13 protein-coding genes are annotated in these 18,923 nt (G+C 70.4%); 5 read left to right on the forward strand and 8 right to left on the reverse strand.

The window, feature by feature from the left end:
* Positions 1-134 precede the first annotated feature (134 nt).
* The 5 genes from ftsZ to murB form a co-directional block, all read right to left on the reverse strand.
* Complete coding sequence (gene ftsZ, locus V5F49_RS08170) at positions 135-1,916, reverse strand: cell division protein FtsZ (RefSeq protein ID WP_394117765.1); 1,782 nt, start codon at positions 1,914-1,916, stop codon at positions 135-137.
* Between the two features lie 85 nt (positions 1,917-2,001).
* Complete coding sequence (ftsA, locus tag V5F49_RS08175; protein WP_394117766.1) at positions 2,002-3,327, reverse strand: cell division protein FtsA; 1,326 nt, start codon at positions 3,325-3,327, stop codon at positions 2,002-2,004.
* A complete protein-coding gene (locus tag V5F49_RS08180; protein ID WP_394117767.1) occupies positions 3,324-4,232 on the reverse strand; it encodes a cell division protein FtsQ/DivIB in 909 nt (302 codons plus the stop codon). The genes ftsA and V5F49_RS08180 overlap by 4 nt, the downstream gene beginning before the upstream one ends.
* Before the next feature lie 65 nt (positions 4,233-4,297).
* Positions 4,298-5,218, reverse strand: a complete 921-nt coding sequence (locus tag V5F49_RS08185) for a D-alanine--D-alanine ligase (protein ID WP_394117768.1) — start codon at positions 5,216-5,218, stop codon at positions 4,298-4,300.
* 113 nt (positions 5,219-5,331) lie between these two features.
* On the reverse strand, positions 5,332-6,291 hold the full coding sequence (gene murB / locus V5F49_RS08190; RefSeq protein WP_394117769.1) for a UDP-N-acetylmuramate dehydrogenase: 960 nt from the start codon (positions 6,289-6,291) through the stop codon (positions 5,332-5,334).
* Positions 6,292-6,420: 129 nt separating this feature from the next.
* On the opposite strand from murB, the gene V5F49_RS08195 reads away from it, so the two are divergent.
* On the forward strand, positions 6,421-7,098 hold the full coding sequence (locus V5F49_RS08195) for a sulfite oxidase-like oxidoreductase (RefSeq protein ID WP_394117770.1): 678 nt from the start codon (positions 6,421-6,423) through the stop codon (positions 7,096-7,098).
* Here V5F49_RS08195 and V5F49_RS08200 read toward each other — a convergent pair.
* Entirely contained in the window at positions 7,083-8,051 is a 969-nt protein-coding gene (locus tag V5F49_RS08200; protein WP_394117771.1) for a LysR family transcriptional regulator, read from the reverse strand. The genes V5F49_RS08195 and V5F49_RS08200 overlap by 16 nt on opposite strands.
* Positions 8,052-8,191: 140 nt before the next feature.
* On the opposite strand from V5F49_RS08200, the gene V5F49_RS08205 reads away from it, so the two are divergent.
* The 4 genes from V5F49_RS08205 (at position 8,192) to V5F49_RS08220 (ending at position 14,382) form a co-directional block, all read left to right on the forward strand.
* Complete coding sequence (locus V5F49_RS08205) at positions 8,192-9,031, forward strand: alpha/beta hydrolase (RefSeq protein ID WP_394117772.1); 840 nt, start codon at positions 8,192-8,194, stop codon at positions 9,029-9,031.
* A gap of 39 nt (positions 9,032-9,070) precedes the next feature.
* Positions 9,071-10,369, forward strand: coding sequence for an efflux RND transporter periplasmic adaptor subunit (locus V5F49_RS08210; RefSeq protein ID WP_394117773.1), 1,299 nt, complete (start codon positions 9,071-9,073; stop codon positions 10,367-10,369).
* 239 nt (positions 10,370-10,608) lie between these two features.
* Positions 10,609-13,800 carry an efflux RND transporter permease subunit gene (locus V5F49_RS08215; RefSeq protein ID WP_394117774.1) on the forward strand — a complete coding sequence of 1,064 codons (3,192 nt, stop codon included), beginning with the start codon at positions 10,609-10,611 and terminating at the stop codon, positions 13,798-13,800.
* Positions 13,801-14,103: 303 nt separating this feature from the next.
* Positions 14,104-14,382, forward strand: coding sequence for a hypothetical protein (locus V5F49_RS08220; RefSeq protein ID WP_394117775.1), 279 nt, complete (start codon positions 14,104-14,106; stop codon positions 14,380-14,382).
* A 179-nt stretch (positions 14,383-14,561) separates the two neighbouring features.
* On the opposite strand, the gene otnK is transcribed toward V5F49_RS08220, so the two are convergent.
* Positions 14,562-15,851 (reverse strand): 3-oxo-tetronate kinase, encoded by a 1,290-nt coding sequence (otnK, locus tag V5F49_RS08225; protein ID WP_394117776.1) that lies wholly within the window; start codon positions 15,849-15,851, stop codon positions 14,562-14,564.
* A 112-nt stretch (positions 15,852-15,963) separates the two neighbouring features.
* On the reverse strand, positions 15,964-18,726 hold the full coding sequence (gene ppc, locus V5F49_RS08230; protein WP_394117777.1) for a phosphoenolpyruvate carboxylase: 2,763 nt from the start codon (positions 18,724-18,726) through the stop codon (positions 15,964-15,966).
* Between the last annotated feature and the right edge of the window lie 197 nt (positions 18,727-18,923).

An 18,923-nucleotide genomic window follows, 5' to 3' on the forward strand; every position in this document is an offset into this window, starting at 1 on the left:
GAGATTCCGCCCGTCATGGACGCGGCATCCCTGCGGCGGGGAGGCGCCGCGCGCCCGCCCCATCGCCGCCTGAAATGTGAAGGCGCGCCGGACCGGGGTCCGACGCGCCTTCGATGTGGGTTCAGATCCGCAGATCAGTTCGCCTGGCGACGCAGGAAGGCCGGGATCTCCAGCTGGTCGTCCTCATGGGCGTGGGGGCCCGGACGGGAGGGAACCTCGGCCGCCGGACGCATGGGCGGACGCTTGGCGAACTCGGACACCGGCGGCTCGCCGGCACGGCCCGGCAGGGTCGGACGCACGTCGCGGCCCTCGGCGCGGGGGTCGGGACGACGCTCGGGCGCCCGCATGGAGGGCTGCTCGCGGCGCGCGGGCTCCGGCTCCTCCTCGCGACGGCCCACATGGGCGAGACGCTGCAGGAGGGTCATGCGCTTCTTGTCCGGCTGGGGCTGCTCAACCGGCGGCTCGCCACGCTGGGCGCGGATCTGGTTCTGCGCCGGCAGCGGCAGCTCGTCCACGCGGGGCATGCGCGGCGAGCGCGGACGCTGGCTCTGCGGCGGGATGTAGGGGGCGAACTCGTCCTCCACCATGGGCGCGGGCGGGGCGGCGGGCTCCGGCTCGGCATAATAGGCGGGCTGCTTCGGGGCAGCGGTGCGGATGGTCACGTCGTCGATGGCGACGCCGCGATCAGCCTGCTGGGGCGCGGGCTGCGGCGCCTGGGGGGCGTAGCCGCGGGGCGCCTCGTGCTGCATCGGGGCCGGCTGGGCCGGGGCCATCTGGGACGCCTGGGCGTCCTCGAGGCCGATCAGGTCCTCCACCGAGATGGAGGCGGTTGCAGAGCGGATCTGCGCCTCGCGGGTGGCCTCGACGGCGGCGCGGCCGGCGTTGGAGATCTTGCGGCCGGCGAGCTCGGGGAAGCGGTCGGCGACCGGGGCGATCTGCTCCGGGATCACGGCCGGGTCGATGCCGGTGGCCACCACGGACACGCGGATGATGCCGTCCAGCACCTCGTCGAAGGTGGCGCCGAGGATGATGTTGGCGTCGGGGTCCACTTCCTCGCGGATGCGGGTCGCGGCCTCGTCCACCTCGAACAGCGTCATGTCCTTGCCGCCGGTGATGGAGATCAGCAGGCCGCCAGCGCCGCGCATGGAGGTCTCGTCCAGCAGCGGGTTGGCGATGGCGGCTTCGGCCGCCTGCAGGGCGCGCTTGTCGCCGGAGGCCTCGCCCGTGCCCATCATCGCCTTGCCCATGTCGCGCATCACGGCGCGCACGTCGGCGAAGTCGAGGTTGATGAGGCCTTCCTTCACCATCAGGTCGGTGATGCAGGCGACGCCCGAGTAGAGCACCTGGTCCGCCATGGCGAAGGCATCGGCGAAGGTGGTCTTCTCGTTGGCGACCCGGAACAGGTTCTGGTTCGGGATGACGATGAGGGTGTCGACGCTCTTCTGCAGCTCGCTGATGCCGTGCTCGGCGACGCGCATGCGGCGGGCGCCCTCGAAGTGGAAGGGCTTGGTCACCACGCCCACGGTGAGGATGCCGAGCTCGCGGGCGGCGCGGGCCACCACGGGGGCGGCGCCGGTGCCGGTGCCGCCGCCCATGCCGGCGGTGATGAACACCATGTGCGAGCCGGACAGGTGATCGCGGATCTCGTCGATGACTTCCTCGGCGGCGGCGCGGCCGACCTCGGGCTGGGAGCCGGCGCCGAGTCCCTCGGTCACCGCCACGCCCATCTGCACCACCCGCTCGGCCTTGGTGAGGGCGAGGGCCTGCGCGTCGGTGTTGGCCACCACGAACTCCACGCCATGCAGGCCCGAGGAGATCATGTTGTTAACCGCGTTGCCCCCGGCGCCGCCCACGCCGAACACCGTGATCCGGGGACGAAGCTCACGAATGTCAGGCATCTGAAGGTTGATCGTCATGATTTTGCTCCGTCCCGATCGGCCCTGTCCGCCGCTCGCGAATCCTTGATGACCTCTTTGTTACGGCAGCTTTCGTTAACCATGTCTAAAAGCTGTCCTTCAGCCAGCGTCCCACGCGGCCGAAATATGTCGGTGACTCACCGGCAACCGCCTGCCGGCGGCGGGGCTCGAAGTGCTCCAGCCCGGCCACCTGCGGGTAGACCAGCAGCCCGGCGGTGACGGCGAAGGCCGCCCCGCGCGCGGCTTCCGGCAGGCGCGAGACGCCCAGCGGGCGGCCGATGCGCACCTGCGGCCCGATCATCCGCGCCACGAGATCCGCAAGCCCCTGCAATTGCGCCGCGCCGCCGGTGAGCACGATGCGCCGGCCGGCATCGCCCGCGTGGCCCGAGGCCTTCAGGCGGTCGCGCACCAGCTCGACGATCTCCTCCGCCCGCGGGCGGACGATGGTGACGAGGCGCGATTTCGGCACCATGTGCGGCTGATCGCGCGAATCCCCCGAGAGCGGGGGCACGGTGAGCATGTCGTGGTCGTCCGAGGAGACCGCGACCACGGCGCCATGCAGCGCCTTCATGCGCTCGGCGTCGTTGAGGCGCGCGGGCAGGCCGCGGGCCACGTCGTTGGTGATGTGCTGGCCGCCCAGCGCCACGCCGTCCACATAGAGGCAGTGGCCGCCGGCGACGATGGAGAAGGTGGTGGTGCCGGCGCCCATGTCGATCAGGGTGACGCCCAGCTCCATCTCGTCGTCGGTGAGCGAGGAGAGCGCCGCCGCATAGGGCGCCGCCACCATGGCCTCGATGGAGAGGTGGCACCGCTCCACGCACAGCACGAGATTCTTCAGCGCCGTCAGGTCGGCGGTGATGACATGCATGTCGGCGCCGAGCTGGCGGCCCAGCATGCCGCACGGCTCGCCGATGCCGCGCCGGCCGTCCAGCGAATAGCCCACGGGGAGCGCGTGCATCACGGCGCGGCCGTCGCCGACCGCATAGGTGGACGCGGCTTCCAGCACGCGGCGGATGTCGAACTCCTCCACCGCCGGAGCGGAGAGGCGCACCGCTGCCTCATAGTGCTGCGAGGCGAGCCGGCCGCCGGAGACGCCCACCACCACCGAGGCGATCTGCACGCCGGAGGCGCGCTCGGCCATGTCCACCGCCTGGCGGATGGCGAGCTCCGCCTTGGCCATGTCCACCACCGCGCCGCCCTTGATGCCGTGGGCGCGGGTGTGGCCGATGCCCAGAACGTCGATGGCATGGGTGCGGCGGGTGAGCACGTCGGAGGCGCCGCGCGGCTTCAGCCGGGCGATGGCGCACACCACCTTGCTGGTGCCGATGTCGAGCACGCCCACGATGCCGCTCTTCTTCGGCGGCAGCGGACGCATCTTCGGCGCGAAGCCCTGTGCGAGCCGTCCCCTCATGCGGGGCCTCCCTTCTTTGCCTTGGCGCGCGCCTTCAGCATCTGGGCGCGGGCATCGGCGGCGGCATCGGAAAGCCGGACCACCACGCGATCCGGCAGGCGCAGGTCGACGATGGTGATGTCGCGGCTGAGAATCTTCTTGTCGCGGTCGAGATCCATGAGCGCGACCAGCGCGGTGTCCATGCCCTGCTCCGGCAGGCGCACGTCGACGCCGTTGCGCATCTTCAGCGTCCACCGCCGGTCGGCGACCAGGATCGCCGCGCGCACCTGGTCGCGCAGCGTCGGCAGGCGGGCGAGGGCGTCGACGATGTCGCCCACCCGCTTCTCCGCCCCCTCGCCCACCACGATGGGCAGGCTCACATAGCGCGGATCATCCGAATAGGGCGCGATGGGGATGCCGTCGCGGGCGATCACCTTCAGCTCGCCATTCACCTGCCATAGGGCGAAGGCCTGCCGCTCGGCGACCGAGATGTCGATCCGGTCGGGGTAGAACTTGCGCACGGTGGCCGAGGCGATCCACGGCATCTGCTCCAGGCGCGCGCGCATCTCGTCGGCGTTCAGGAACAGGATGGAGGTGGACGACTTGATGCCCGCCGCATCCAGAATCTGCGCCGGGGTCATGTGGTTGTGCCCGGCGATGTTGACTTCCTTGACCTTGAAGCCCGCGATGTTGCCGGCGGCGTCCGCCACGTCGAGCACGATGCCCTTGGCTTCCTCCACATGGCCACCGAGCACGGTGCCGTAGGCGGTGAAACCGCCGATGACCGCGACCGTGAGGAGGCTGGCGCTGCGCCGGCCGAGGCGCGAGCCGGCCATGCGGACGGTCAGGCGGCGCAGCAGCAGCTGGAGCCGGCTTGCAGGCCGCGGCTCGATCGCCAGCCGCTTGTGCCGGCCGGGCGGCGGCACCGGGGCGGAACGCGGCCCGCCGTCAGGCCGCTTCGGCGCCCTCGTCCCCGCGCCGCGGTGGGGTCTCAACGCTCCAGCGACGCGTCCTCCACCATCCATGTCACAAGCTCGCCGAATGAGATGCCCGCGTGGGCCGCCAGTTCTGGCACCAGAGACGTCTCGGTCATGCCGGGCTGGGTGTTCACCTCGAGGCAGACCAGGCCGAAGCCGTCGCTTCTCGAAGGGTCGAACCGGAAGTCGCTGCGCGACACCCCCCGGCAGCCGAGTGCTCGGTGCGCCGTGACGCTTAACATCTGCACCCGTTGGTAAATTTCAGGTAAAATGCGGGCAGGAAGGATGTGGCGCGAGCCGCCCGGCGCATACTTGCTTTCGTAATCGTAAAACTTCTGCGTGGACTCGATCTCGATCACGCCCAGCGCAGTATCGCCCATCACCGCGCAGGTCAGCTCGAGCCCGGCGATGAATTCTTCCGCAAGCAGGACTTCGCCATGGGTCCAGTCCTCCCGCAGCAATTCCTGTGGAGGATGCTCGTGATCCTCGCGCACGATGAACACGCCGACGCTGGAGCCGCCGGCGTTGGGCTTCAGCACGTAGGGCCGGGGCAGCACGTGCTCCCGGGCCGCGGCGAGGCGCTGCACCAGCCCGCCCTTCGCCACCGGAACGCCGGCCGCAGCGAGCATGTTTCGCGCCTGCGCCTTGTCCATGGCCAGCGCCGAGGCGAGCACGCCCGAGTGGGAATAGGGGATCTGCAGGATTTCCAGGATGCCCTGGATGGTGCCGTCCTCGCCCGGGCAGCCGTGCAGCACGTTGAATGCCACGTCCGGCTTCACGCGCGCCAGCACCTCGGCCACGTCGCGGCCCACGTCCACGCGGGTCACGCGATAGCCCGCCCCTTCCAGTGCCGCGGCGCAGGCGGCGCCGGAGCGCAGGGAGACCTCGCGCTCGGACGACCAGCCGCCCATGAGCACCGCCACATGTTTCGCCATGAGCCTATTCCCGTTCTGTTCACGCGCGCGGCCACAAGGGCGCGCCGGCGCGCGTCGCATCGCTGCGCCCGCCCGTCCTGCGACCAAGATGGCGGGCGAGCCTTGCGCCTTTGCTAATGCGGGCCGGCGGGCAGGCCGATCCGCTTGATTTCCCATTCGAGCTCGATGCCGCTCTGCGCCTTCACCCGCCGGCGCACCTCCTCGCCGAGCCCCTCGATCTCCGCCGCCGTGGCGCCGCCGAGGTTGATGAGGAAGTTGGTGTGCAGCTCAGACACCTGCGCACGGCCGATGGTGAGGCCGCGGCAGCCGGCCGCGTCCACCAGCTTCCAGGCGCTAGTGCCGGGCGGGTTCTTGAAGGTGGAGCCGCCGGTGCGGCTCTTGATGGGCTGGGTCGCCTCCCGGCTCTCGGTGATCTTCGCCATCTCGGCGGCGATGACGGCGGGATCGCCCGGCCGCCCTTCGAACACCGCGCGGGTGAAGACGACATCCGCCGGCACCGCGCAATGGCGGTAGGTGAAGCCCATGCCGGCGTTGGAGAAGACGACCTTCTCGCCGGCCCGCGTCACCGCCTCGGCCTCGACCAGCACGTCCTTGGTTTCCCCGCCATAGGCGCCGCCGTTCATGCGCAGGGCGCCGCCGATGGCGCCGGGGATGCCGCGCAGGAAGGAAAAGCCGGCGATGCCCGCATCCGCCGCCGCGCGCGCCACCTTCACGTCCGGCACGCCGGCACCGGCGGTGATGCGGCAGCCTTCCACGGCGAGATCCGTGAAGCCACGCCCGAGGCGGATCACCACCCCCGGCACGCCGCCGTCCCGCACGACGAGGTTGGAGCCGAGGCCGATGACCGTGACCGGAATCTCCGCCGGCAGCCCCGCCAGGAGATAGGCGAGATCGTCCGCGTCGGCCGGCAGGAACAGCACCTGCGCCGGCCCGCCGGTGCGGAACCAGGTGAGGTCGGCGAGGGAGGCATTGGCGGTGAGGCTGCCGCGCAGCTCCGGCAGGCGCGCGGCCAGCGCCGGCACCAGATCCTCGAAGCCCGCAGTTCCCGCCCTGCCCGTCTCGCCCGCGTCCATCTTGTCCCGTCCGCACGTTTCGGCCGTGCCTGTCCCATAACAAGGGCGCGAGGGCAAGCGCGGGGCGCGTTTGCGCAGCCGCCATGCCGTGCCATCATGGCTCTCCCCGCTCGACTGGAGCTGCCCCCCATGAGCGAACCCACGACCCGCGGCGACACCCCGCCGCCAGACACCAAGCTCACCACCACCAAGCAGCGCTGGGCGCAGGAAGGCCGCTTCCTTACCGGCCGGGTCGCCCGGCCCGAGGCGGAGCGCTTGCCGCCGGGCCAGCATCTTGTGAAGGACTGGCCGGTGCTGGATCTCGGCATCACCCCCATGGTGACGCCGCACCGCTTCCGCCTCGACGTCTCGGGCGCCGTGGAGAATGCCCTGTCGCTGGACTGGGACGCCTTCAGCGCCCTGCCGCAGACCCGCATGGTGCGGGACATCCACTGCGTCACCACCTGGTCGCGCTACGACAATGCGTTCGAGGGCGTCTCCACCCGCGACCTGCTGGCGATGGTCAATCCCGCGCCCCACGTGGCGGCGGTGATGCTGCATTCCTATGACGGCTACACCACCAACCTGCTGCTGGAGGACTTCGCGGCGGAAGACGCCATGATCGCCCATGCGTGGGAGGGCGCCCCGCTCACCCGCGAGCACGGCGGGCCGGCGCGGCTGGTGGTGCCGCATCTCTACTTCTGGAAGAGCGCCAAGTGGCTGAAGGGCATCGAGTTCATCGCCCGCGACAAGGCCGGATTCTGGGAGGAGCGCGGCTACCACATGCGCGGCGACCCCTGGGCCGAGCAGCGCTATTCCGACGACTGAGCCGGCGTGGGCGCGGCGCTCGGCAGGAAGCGCGTCAGGACCGGCGCGCGCGAGATGTCGGCGCGGGCGAACAGCTCCGCGACCCAGTCCACGAACACGCGCAGGCGGTTGGAGAGATGCCGGCTCGGCGGATAGACCACGTGGATCGGCATGGAGCCCGCTTCCCATTCGGTCAGCACCGGCACCAGCCGTCCGGCGGCCAGATGCTGCTCGATCTGGAACAGCGGTGACTGGACGACCCCGAGCCCGGCGAGACCCGCGGCGATGTAGGCGTTGCCCTCGTTGATGGCGACGCCGTCGCGACCGATCACCTCGATGACCTCCTCGCCGCGGGTGAACTCGAACGGGTAATAGCGTCCGGTCTGGGCGCTGAAATAGCGCACCATGCGATGGTCGCGCTCGAAGTCGCGCGGGTGCGCGGGCAGGCCGTGGCGGGCGACATAGGACGGCGCGGCCGCCGCCATGAAATGCAGCTCCCCGACCCGCCGGGCGACGAGGCCGGGATCGGTGATGGTGCCGACGCGGATCACGCAATCCACGTTCTCGCTCAGGAGATCCACCGGTCGGTCGGTGCAGCCCACGTCCAGCGAGATGTCGGGGAAGCGGGCGAGGAAGTCGGGCAGCTCGGGAATGAGCACCTGCGTCGCCAGCGACGGCGACAGGTCGATCCGCAGGTGCCCGCGCGGCGCCGCCTGTGCCGAGGACAGCGAGCCGTCGAGCTCGTCGATGTCGTTCAGGATGGCCAGCGCCCGCTCGTAATAGGCCGCGCCGTCGGGCGTGACCGTGACGCGACGGGTGGTGCGGTTCAGCAGGCGCGTGCGCAAATGGGTCTCAAGGCTCTGGATATGCTTGGTCAATGTGGCCTTGGGCATGTCCAGGCGGTCCGACGCGCGCGTGAAGCTGCCCGCCTCCACCACCCGCACGAACGCCCGCATTGCAGCAAGCTGGTCCATACGACCCTCCATCAAACGCAGCATTATTCACATTGGTGAACAATGATATCACATTGAACCTGTTTATCACATCAAAGCACATCAATATCGTTGCCGCATCGCACCCAAGCTGCGACATCGCTCTTTCAAGGCTCAGTCCCATGTCCGCCGTGACGTCCGCCCCCTGCCCCGACACGCTGATCGAGACCGAAGCCGGCTCCCTGCCGGCGCGCGTCTATGGCGCGCGGCCGGCGAAGGGGACGGCGCCGCTGGTGCTGCACCTGCATGGCGGGGCTTTCACCGGCGGCACGCTGGAGTGCGGCGCCTGCATGGCGACGCTGCTGGCGCAGGCCGGCGCGGTGGTGGTCTCGCTGGACTATCCCCTGGCCTGCACCAATCCCTTTCCTTACGCGCTGACCGCCGCCATGGGCGCGCTCGCGGCCCTGCACCGCCGCCGCACCGAGCTCGCCGGGCGCGGCGCGCCTCTGTACGTGGCCGGCGAGGAGGCGGGCGGCAACATCGCCGCGGGGCTCGCCATGATGGCGCGCGACCAGCAGTCCGTGCCGCTTGCCGGGCAGATCCTGATCTCACCCATGCTCGACCCGTGCCTCGCCACCAATTCCCTGCGCGAGGCCGAGGCCGGCAGCTGCGGCTGCAAGTGGGCCGACGGCTGGCAACGCTATCTGGGCTCGCCGGACAAGGCGGCCCATCCCTATGCCGCGCCGCTCCAGTCGTCGCGCCTTCAGGGCCTTGCCCCCGCGCTGGTGGTGAGCGCCGAGGACTGCCCCCTGCGCGACGAGAGCGTGCGCTACGCCGAGGCGCTCGCCCATGCGGGCGTTCCGGCCGAGCTGCACCTCATCGACGGCCCCACCGGCTGGCCCGACAGCGTCGCGCGTCCGCCGGCCCCCCGCACCGGCTGGGCCGATGGCCTGCGCGCGGTGTTCGCCCGCTTCTTCGAGACCACGCGACCCCGCCGGCGCGCGCCGGCGCCGGCCGCCTGACCCATTGCCCTGTCTGCCCCGATCCAGGACCTGCCCCCAATGACCGCTCCCGAGACCGACCTCCAGACCGCCAGCCCCCCCGAAACCGCGCAGACGCCGCCCGGTCCGCGCCTGTCCCCCAGCCCGGAGGCGCCTCCCCGCGGGGTGCTCACCCGCCTGCGCGGCGCCCTGCTGGTCGCCACTGTGGCGGCCGGCACCGCCTTCGTCCTGCTCTACGGCGGCCCCCAGCAGGGCGCGCATGCCGAGAAGCCCGCCGGCGCCGCCGCGCCCGTGAGCGTCTCGGTGGCGACGGTGGAGCCGCGCGAGGCCCGCCTGTTCGACACCTTCTCGGGCCGCCTCGAGGCGGTGGAGCGGGTGGAGGTGCGCTCGCGCGTCGCCGGCGCCGTGAAGGCCGTCCACTTCCGCGAAGGCGCGCTGGTGAAGGAGGGCGACCTCCTCGTCTCCATCGATCCGGAGCCGTTCGAGGCCGAGGTGGAGGAAGCGGACGCGCAGGTGGCCGCCGCGCAGGCCCGCGTCGAGCTCACCCGCAACGAGCTGGAGCGCGGCGAGCGCCTGTTCAACTCCCGCACCGTCTCCCAGCGCGACCTGGACGAGCGCGTCAACGCCCGCCGCGCCGCCGAGGCGACCCTGCGCGCGACCGAGGCCAAGCTCGCCTCGGCCAAGCTGAGCCTCTCCTACACACGCATCCGCGCCCCCGTCTCGGGCCGCGTGGGCAAGTCCGAGATCACCGTCGGCAACCTGGTGGCGGCCGGCCCCGGCGCGCCGGTGCTGACGACGCTGGTTTCCGTTGACCCCATCTACGCCAGCTTCAGCGCCGACGAGGGCACGGTCGGCCGCGCCCTTGCCTCGCTCAGCGGCAACGGCGACGTGACCGACCACCTCGACCGCATCCCGGTGCGCATGACCACCGCCGATGGCGGCGCGCCCATCTCCGGCGAGATGCAGCTGGTGGACAATCAGGTGGACGCGCGCACCGGCACCGTGCGGGTGCGCGCCCGCTTCGCCAACCCGGACGGGCGGCTCCTCCCGGGCCAGTTCGCGCGGGTGGAGATGGGCCAGCCCGGCGCCGGCAAGGCCCTGCTCGTGAGCGAGCGGGCGGTCGGCACCGACCAGGACAAGAAGTTCGTCTTCGTCGTCGGCGAGGGCAACAAGGCCGAGTGGCGTGCCGTCACCCTCGGCGCGCCGGTTGAAGGCCTGCGCGTGGTGACGAGCGGTCTTTCCGCCGGCGAGCGCGTCGTCGTCAACGGCCTGCACCGGGTGAGGCCCGGCGCCGTCGTCACGCCGGAGGCGGTGCCCATGCGGGTCACCGAGGCGGTGACCGCGCCGCGGGCGAACTAGCCCGCCCCTCCCGCCCCGGCCCGGCCGGAGCGGTTCGCTCCCTTCGAGATCCCGCCCTTTTCGGGCGGGCGGGTGAGGGGCTCGCCGGACGTATCGCCCCCACGTCCGCCGACGCCCCTCACCCATAGATCCGCCGCCGCCCTGCGCCCGAGCGCGTCAGGGATGAAGCCTTGCGCGCGCCCGCTTCCGAGCGATCCGGCCCGCCGCCCCAATCCAGACGCCCCCATGGGGAGGGTCACATGAACCTGTCCAAGTTCTTCATCGACCGCCCCATCTTCGCGGGCGTCCTTTCGGTCATGATCTTCCTGGCCGGCCTCATCGCCATCCCGGCCATGCCCATCTCCGAATATCCCGAGGTGGTGCCGCCGCAGGTGGTGGTGCGCGCCACCTATCCCGGCGCCAATCCCAAGGTGATCGCGCAGACGGTCTCGACCCCGCTGGAAGAGGCCATCAACGGCGTCGAGGACATGCTCTACATGTCCAGCCAGGCGACCACCGACGGCATCATGACCCTGACCGTCACCTTCCGCCTCGGCACCGATCCGGACAAGGCACAGCAGCTGGTGCAGAACCGCATCTCCCAGGCAGAGCCGCGCCTGCCGGAAGAAGTGCGGCGCCTTGGCGTGACCACGGTGAAGTCCTCGCCGGACCTCACCATGGTGGTCCACCTCATTTCCCCCAACAACCGCTACGACACCACCTACCTGCGCAACTATGCGGTCTTGAACGTCAAGGACCGCCTCGCCCGTATCGAGGGCGTCGGGCAGGTGCAATTGTTCGGTGCCGGCGACTATTCCATGCGCATCTGGCTCGATCCGCAGAAGGTGGCCGAGCATGGGCTCTCCGCCACCGACGTGGTGCGGGAGATCCAGGCGCAGAACGTGCAGGCCGCCGCCGGCGTGGTCGGCGCCTCGCCGGGCCTGAAGGGCCTCGACCTGCAGCTCTCGGTGAACGCGCAGGGCCGCCTCGCCAGCGAGGAGGAGTTCGGCAACATCGTCGTCAAGAGCGGCACGAATGGTGAAATCGTGCTGCTGAAAGACGTCGCGCGCATCGAGCTCGGCGCCTCCGAATACGCTCTGCGCTCGTTGCTGAACAACACCCAGGCCGTGGCGGTGCCGATCTTCCAGGCCCCCGGCTCCAACGCCATCCGCATCGCCGACGACACTCGCCGGGTGATGGAGGAGATCAAGCAGAACATGCCGGAGGGGGTGGATTACTCCATCGTCTACGACACCACCCAGTTCGTGCGCGCCTCCATCGATGCCGTGGTCCACACGCTGCTCGAGGCGGTCGCCCTCGTGGTGCTGGTGGTGATCATCTTCCTGCAGACCTGGCGGGCGTCCATCATCCCGCTCATCGCGGTGCCGGTCTCCATCGTCGGCACGTTCGCGGTGATGCACCTGTTCGGCTTCTCTATCAATGCCTTGACCCTGTTCGGGCTGGTGCTCGCCATCGGCATCGTGGTGGATGACGCCATCGTCGTGGTGGAGAACGTGGAGCGCAACATCGAGGCCGGGCTCTCGCCGCGTGAGGCCACCTACCGGGCCATGCAGGAGGTGTCCGGCCCCATCATCGCCATCGCTCTGGTGCTGGTGGCGGTGTTCGTGCCGCTCGCCTTCATCAGCGGCCTGACGGGCCAGTTCTACAAGCAGTTCGCGCTGACCATCGCCATCTCCACGGTGATCTCCGCCATCAACTCGCTCACCCTTTCCCCCGCCCTCGCGGCCTTGCTGCTGAAGGGCCACGGGGCGCCGAAGGACCTTCTGACCCGCATCATGGACATCGGCCTCGGCTGGTTCTTCCGCCGCTTCAACACGGCCTTCCGCAAGGGCTCGGAGGTGTATGGCGGGATCGTGCGGCGGGTGATCTCGCGGCGGATCGTGATGTTCGGCCTCTACCTCGTGCTGGTGGCCATGACCGGGGTGCTGTTCCGCGCCGTGCCGCCCGGCTTCGTGCCGGGGCAGGACAAGCAGTATCTTGTTGGTTTTGCTCAACTTCCCGACGGCGCCACCCTCGACCGGACGGAGGAGGTGATCCGCCGGATGAGCGACATCGCGCTTGCCCAGCCGGGCGTGAAGTCGGCCATCGCCTTCCCGGGCCTCAGCATCAACGGGTTCACGAACTCCTCCAATTCGGGCATCGTCTTCGTCGGTCTCGACGAGTTCGAGAACCGCCGCGACCCGGCCCTTGGAGGTAACGCCATCGCCTTGGAGCTCAACAAGAAATTCTCGGTGATCCCGGATGCGATGATCGCCATGTTCCCGCCCCCGCCGGTGCAGGGGCTCGGCACCATCGGCGGGTTCAAGTTCCAGATCGAGGATCGCGCCGGCCTCGGCTACGAGGCGCTCGACGCGGCGACCAAGGCGTTCCTCGGCGCCGCCATGAAGGCGCCGGAGCTCGCCGGCCTGTTCTCCTCCTATCAGGTGAACGTGCCGCAGCTGTTCGCCGACATCGACCGGGTGAAGGCGCGCCAGCTGGGCGTGGCGGTCACCGATGTGTTCGAGACCATGCAGATCTATCTGGGCTCGGCCTATGTGAACGACTTCAACGCCTTCGGCCGCACCTACACGGTGCGGGTGCAGGCGGATGCGCCGTTCCGCGCCCGGGCGGAGGACATCGGCACCCTCAAGGTGCGCTCGCAGTCGGGCGAGATGATCCCGCTCTCGGCGCTGCTCAAGGTGCGCCAGGCGGCGGGGCCGGAGCGGGCCATGCGCTACAACGGCTTCCTCTCGGCCGACGTGAACGGCGGGGCCGCGCCCGGCTTCTCCTCGGGCGAGGCGCAGCAGGCGGTGGAGCGCATCGCCAAGGAGACCCTGCCCAAGGGCTTCTCCTTCGAATGGACCGAGCTGACCTATCAGGACATCCTCGCCGGCAACTCGGCGGTGTGGGTGTTCCCGCTGGCGATCCTGCTCGTCTTCCTGGTGCTGGCGGCGCAGTACGAGAGCCTCGTCCTGCCGCTCGCCATCATCATGATCGTGCCCACGGGCCTGCTCGCGGCCATGACCGGGGTGTGGCTGGCGGGCGGTGACAACAACGTGTTCACCCAGATCGGCCTGGTGGTGCTGGTGGGCCTCTCGGCCAAGAACGCCATCCTGATCGTGGAGTTCGCGCGCGAGCTGGAGTTCGCCGGGCGCACGCCGCTTGCCGCCGCCATCGAGGCGAGCCGGCTCAGGCTGCGGCCGATCCTCATGACCTCGCTCGCCTTCATCATGGGCGTGGTGCCGCTGGTCACCTCCATCGGCGCCGGCGCGGAGATGCGCCAGGCCATGGGCATCGCGGTGTTCGCGGGCATGATCGGCGTGACCGTGTTCGGCCTGTTCCTGACGCCGGTGTTCTACGTGATGCTGCGGGCGCTGAGCGGAAACCGCCCCCTCACCCAGCACGGCACCCACGTGGCGCCGGCGGCCGGGGTGCCCCAGCCGGGCGAATGACACGACGGATGCCGGGCGCGCCCTCCCCCGCGGGAGCGGCGCGCCCGTGCGTGTTCACGCCCAGACGATCTCATATCTCGACAAGTATAGACTCTCCGAAGTGATGAAAAATTCCCCGTGCCGCTCATGCACGCATGCACACTTCGCCCTGCATTCATGCAATTACATTTTGAAGACGTAGATGCACACGCGCTCGTTACTTGAAAGTGCAACAAGGCTGACTAAATTGAAATCATGACGAAGCGCCACAGAGCGCCGTCTTCCTCCACCGCTAAACTGGTGTGATGGACAGGAGTCAACATCATGAATACCAAGATCCGCACTCACATTCTTGCTGCCGCCCTGCTTGCGGCTGGTCTCTCCGCTGCGACGACTGCCGCCCGCGCGGACGAATACGTGACGGCGCAGAACAAGGAGCAGCACGCGGTGGCCGCCGGCCAGCTGGACGACCAGGCCGAGCTGCCGTTCGGGGCCGCCGCCACCAGCTACGAGCGCAATGCCCGCACCCCGGCGCACCGCGCGCCGGCGGCTTCGACCCAGACCGACGACACCAACCCCCACTGGGGTCCCGCCCAGAACTGACGCGACACGCCGATGGCGACCCCGGCCCGCGCGGCCGGGGGCACCACGGCGAAAGGACCCGCGCTTCCAAGGCGCGGCAGAGGCCCGGCCCGGACGCATTTGCCCCCCCAGCGTCCAGGCCGGGCTTTTTTTGCGTTCCGCCGGGCTGCGCTCGGCACCCGCCCGTCAGCAGCCGCCCGTCAGATTTCGCCCATCATGGAGAGGGCACGGGCGAAGAAATCCGGGCCGCCGAAATTGCCGGATTTCAGCGCCAGCAGCATGGGCGGGCCCGCCTGCCCTGCGGTGCGCAGCAGCGGCACGCCGGGCGCGATCTCCGGCCCCACCAGGAAGGCGGGCAGGCGCAGGCGGTCCACGCTTGCCCCGGAAGTCTCCCCGCCCGCGATCACGAGGCGGCGGACACCGGCCACCACCAGCCCCTCGGAAATGGCCGCGGTGGCATGCTCCACCGCCCGGCCCGCCTCCACCCGGCCGAACTGCGCCTGCACCTGCGCCACCTTCTGCGGATCATCGCTCGCGGCGATCAGCACCGGCCCGTCGCGAAGGTGGGCGCGCGCCCAGTCGAGCGCCGCCGCGACCTCGGCCGAGCCGTGGGTGACGAGGCGTCCGGCATCGAGCCGCAGCACCGGCATGTCCCGCTCCGCCGCCGCGATCTGCTCCAGCGTCGCGGCCGAGCAGCTGCCCGCGACCACCGCTGCATGGCCGCCGATGCCCTGCACCAGATCCGGCCCCGCGCCCGCGCGCCGCAGCACCCGGCCTGCCGCCACCAGCGCCCGCGCCAGCCCGAGCCCGAGCCCGGAGGCACCGGTGGAGAGCGGCAGCGGCGCCACCGCCGTGCCGATGGCCTCCAGATCCTGATCGAACACCGCATCCACGATAGCGGCGGTACGCCCTTCGCCCGCCAGCTGGTCGAGCCGCGCCGAGATGGCCCCGGCTCCCGCCACCACCGTGCGCAGCGGCACCAGCCCCACCCGGCCGTCGCTCTGGCGCGCCAGCACGCGGCGCAGGTCGGCATCGGTCATGGGGTTGAGGGGGTGATGGCGCAGCGGGCTTTCATCCAGCGGCACATCGCCCACGAACAGGTGGCCCATGTAGACGGTGCGCCCGGTCTCCGGAAATGCCGGCGTCACCGGCACGATGGCGGCGCCGGTCGCCGCCCGCAGCGCATCGGTGACCGGGCCGATGTTGCCGGCGTCGGTGGAATCGAAGGTGGAGCACACCTTGAACAGGATGTGGGAGGCGCCGCGCGCCGCCATCCAGCGCCACGCCGCAAGCGATTGCTCCACCGCCTCGGCGGCGGGGATGGAGCGGCTCTTGAGCGACACCACCACCGCATCCGCCTCCGGCAGGGCGAGCGCATCGTCCGGGACGCCGATGGTCTGCACCGTGCGCACGCCCTCGCGGGTGAGGGTGTTCGCGAGGTCGGACGCGCCGGTGTAGTCGTCGGCGATCACGCCGAGGGTGAGGGGCATCGGCTTTCCTCCTTGCGCGCCCGGCGGCTGGCCGCGCGTCTGGCGGCTCCCGCTTCGTTTTAATCGTTTTGATTAGAGCGCGAACGGGGCTGCGGGGGAAGACCCCGCGCCCTCAGCCCGAGTTGCGCAGTCCCGCCGAGATGCCGTTGATGGACAATTGGATGCCGTGCAGCACCTTGTCGTCCCCGGGGTTGGCGCGGTGCCGGCGCAGCAGCTCGACCTGCAGGTGGTTCAGCGGGTCGAGGTAGGGGAAGCGATTGCGGATGGAGCGGTCGAGCAGCGCGTTGCCCTCCAGCAGCCGCTCCTGCCCCATGATGGCGTTGAGGTGGGTGAGCGTGCGCTCGTACTCGGCGCGGATGCGGCCGAAGATGGCGACGCGCAGCGCCTCGTCCGGCACCAGCTCGGCATAGCGCGAGGCGATGGCGAGCGAGCTCTTGGCCAGCACCATGTCCATGTTGGACAGCTGGGTGCGGAAGAACGGCCACTCCCGGTACATGGCATTGAGGAAGGACAGGCCGTAATCCGGCCGCCGCTCCACGAACGCCTCCACCGCGGCGCCGAAGCCGTACCACGCCGGCAGCATCAGCCGGCACTGGGCCCAGGAGAACACCCACGGGATCGCCCGCAGCGAGGTGATGGCCCGCGACTTCGCCCGCGAGGCCGGGCGCGAGCCGATGTTCAGGGTCGCGATCTCGCTGATGACGGTGGAGGACCAGAAATACTCCTCGAACCCCTCGGTCTCGTAGACGAGGTTGCGGTAGGCGGCGAACGCCGTGTCCGAAATCTCCTCCATGGCGGTGAGGAACTCGGTGCGCGGCGCGTTGTGCTGGGGCTGGAGCAGGGAGGCTTCCAGCGTCGCCGAGACAAGTATTTCAAGGTTACGCCGGCCGCCGTCCGGGTTCGAATACTTGGAGGCGATGATCTCGCCCTGCTCGGTGATGCGGATCTGCCCGTTCACCGCGCCGCCCGGCTGGGCGAGGATGGCGTCGTAGCTCGGCCCGCCGCCGCGGCCCACCGAGCCGCCGCGGCCGTGGAACAGGCGCAGGCGCACGCCGTGGGCGCGGAACACCTCGATGAGGCCGATCTCCGCCTTGTACAATTCCCAGCCGGAGGTGACGAAGCCGCCGTCCTTGTTGGAGTCCGAATAGCCGAGCATCACCTCCTGCTCGTCTCCACGGCTCGCCACCAGCTTGCGATAGGCGGGGATGGAGAAGGCCCGTTCCATCACCTTGGCGCAGGCCTTCAGGTCCGGGATGGTCTCGAACAGCGGGATGATGTTGACCCCGGACGTCCCCTCGGCGGAGACGAGGCCCACCTCCTTCAGGAGCAGCGCCACTTCCAGCAGGTCGGAGACGCCCTCGGCCTTGGAGATGATGGCGTTGGGGATGGCCTCGCGCCCCAGCGCGCGATGCACCTCGGCGGCGCTGCGCAGGATGTCCAGCTCCGAGCGCGTCTCGTCCGAATAGGCGAGGAAGGGCGAGGCCAGCGGGCGTGGGCTCGCCAGCTCGCGCAGGAGGAGCGCGATGCGGCCCTCCTCGTCGAGGGCGGCATAGCCGGTGCCGGGCATGGCCTGTTCCAGCAGCTCGGCCACCGTGCGCTCGTGCACGTCCGAATTCTGCCTGAGGTCGAGGCAGGCGAGATGGAAGCCGAAGCAGTCCACCGCGCGCCGCAGCAGGCGCAGGCGCCCGCGCGCCAGCACCTTCGAGCCGTTGGCGCACAGGGAGGCGTTGATCACGTCGAGGTCGGCGCCGAGCTCGGCGGCGGCACCATAGGGCTCGAGGGCGCCCGCCTCCGGCTCCTCCTCCCGCAGCTGGCGGGCGGTGGCCCGCACCCGGCCGAGCACATAGGCGAGCGCCAGCCGGTAGGGCTCCTCGCGATGCTCCTGCGAGCGGTCGGGCGAGCGCGCGGCGAGCTCGGCCAGCTCGTCGGAGACGGTGACCAGCCGTGCCGCGAGGGACAGCTCCGCCCCGAGCTGGTGCAGCTGTTCCTCGTAATGGGCGAGGATGCGGTCGCGGTGCAGGCGGGTGGCCTCGCGCAGCACCTCGGCGGTGACGAACGGATTGCCGTCGCGGTCGCCGCCGATCCAGCTGCCGATGCGCAGGAAGGACGGCAGCGCCACCTCCGCCCCGTCCTGCGAGAGCTGGTCCTCGATGGCGCAGTAGAGGCGCGGCAGCTCGGTGAGGAAGGTGTAGTCGTAATAGGACAGGCCGTTCGCCACCTCGTCCAGAACCGTCAGCTTGATCCGCCGCAACAGGGCGGTCTGCCACAGGGTGAGCACGGCGCGGCGCAGCGTCTCCTCGTCCTGCGCCTGCTCCTCGGGGGTGGGCACCACGCGCTCGCGGCGATCGAGCAGGGCGGCGATCTCCATCTCGCGGTTCAGCGTGCTCTTGCGGCGCACCTCGGTGGGATGGGCGGTGAGCACCGGGCTCATGCGCGCGCCGGAGAAGAAGCCGGCGAGGGTCTGCGCGTCGATGCCCTGCGCCGCCGCGCGGGCGAAGGAATAGGCGAGGCTGCCGGCGCGCGGGGCCGAGCCGGCGATGGCATGGGCGCGGTTGCGCCGGATGTGGTGCTCGTCCTCGGCGATGTTGGCGAGGTGCGAGAAATAGCTGAAGGCGCGGATGATATCGACGGCGCGGTCGGGGGAGAGGCCATCCAGGAGCGCGCCCAGCTCCTCGCGGGCGGCCTCCTCGTCGTCGCGATGGAAGCGGATCGAGGTCTGGCGCACCCGCTCCACCAGATCGAAGACCGCATCGCCCTCCTGCTCGCGCACCGTATCGCCGAGGATGCGGCCGAGCAGGCGGATGTCGTCGCGGAGCGGCTGGTCCTTCACGTCTGCGTTGCTTGAGGATTCCATGGACACGACCGCGCTCTTCATCCCCCGGAACTCCCCATGCCGCACCGCACCGTGGGCCAGTGTCGGGGAAATTGTGCGCAAGCGAAAGATCCCGAAGCGGCAAAGCTGCATTCGCGCGGCGCAATGACCGCGAGGGCGCGCCTCCCGGCGGGCGGAGGGGAGGCGGGACGGGGAATAGAGGGGATCGGCGCGTTCGGGGGGCCGGGACGGCCAAGGGC

Origin of the sequence: Xanthobacter lutulentifluminis (assembly GCF_043194675.2) — a bacterium.
Lineage (GTDB): Bacteria > Pseudomonadota > Alphaproteobacteria > Rhizobiales > Xanthobacteraceae > Xanthobacter.

Bases quoted from the DNA above. Each gene is read 5' to 3' on its own strand.
- ftsZ (WP_394117765.1), bottom strand. From the start codon at position 1,916: ATGACGATCAACCTTCAGATGCCTGACATTCGTGAGCTTCGTCCCCGG.
- ftsA (WP_394117766.1), bottom strand. From the start codon at position 3,327: ATGAGGGGACGGCTCGCACAGGGCTTCGCGCCGAAGATGCGTCCGCTG.
- V5F49_RS08185 (WP_394117768.1), bottom strand. From the start codon at position 5,218: ATGGCGAAACATGTGGCGGTGCTCATGGGCGGCTGGTCGTCCGAGCGC.
- murB (WP_394117769.1), bottom strand. From the start codon at position 6,291: ATGGACGCGGGCGAGACGGGCAGGGCGGGAACTGCGGGCTTCGAGGAT.
- V5F49_RS08195 (WP_394117770.1), top strand. From the start codon at position 6,421: ATGAGCGAACCCACGACCCGCGGCGACACCCCGCCGCCAGACACCAAG.
- V5F49_RS08200 (WP_394117771.1), bottom strand. From the start codon at position 8,051: ATGGACCAGCTTGCTGCAATGCGGGCGTTCGTGCGGGTGGTGGAGGCG.
- V5F49_RS08205 (WP_394117772.1), top strand. From the start codon at position 8,192: ATGTCCGCCGTGACGTCCGCCCCCTGCCCCGACACGCTGATCGAGACC.
- V5F49_RS08210 (WP_394117773.1), top strand. From the start codon at position 9,071: ATGACCGCTCCCGAGACCGACCTCCAGACCGCCAGCCCCCCCGAAACC.
- V5F49_RS08215 (WP_394117774.1), top strand. From the start codon at position 10,609: ATGAACCTGTCCAAGTTCTTCATCGACCGCCCCATCTTCGCGGGCGTC.
- V5F49_RS08220 (WP_394117775.1), top strand. From the start codon at position 14,104: ATGAATACCAAGATCCGCACTCACATTCTTGCTGCCGCCCTGCTTGCG.
- otnK (WP_394117776.1), bottom strand. From the start codon at position 15,851: ATGCCCCTCACCCTCGGCGTGATCGCCGACGACTACACCGGCGCGTCC.
- ppc (WP_394117777.1), bottom strand. From the start codon at position 18,726: ATGAAGAGCGCGGTCGTGTCCATGGAATCCTCAAGCAACGCAGACGTG.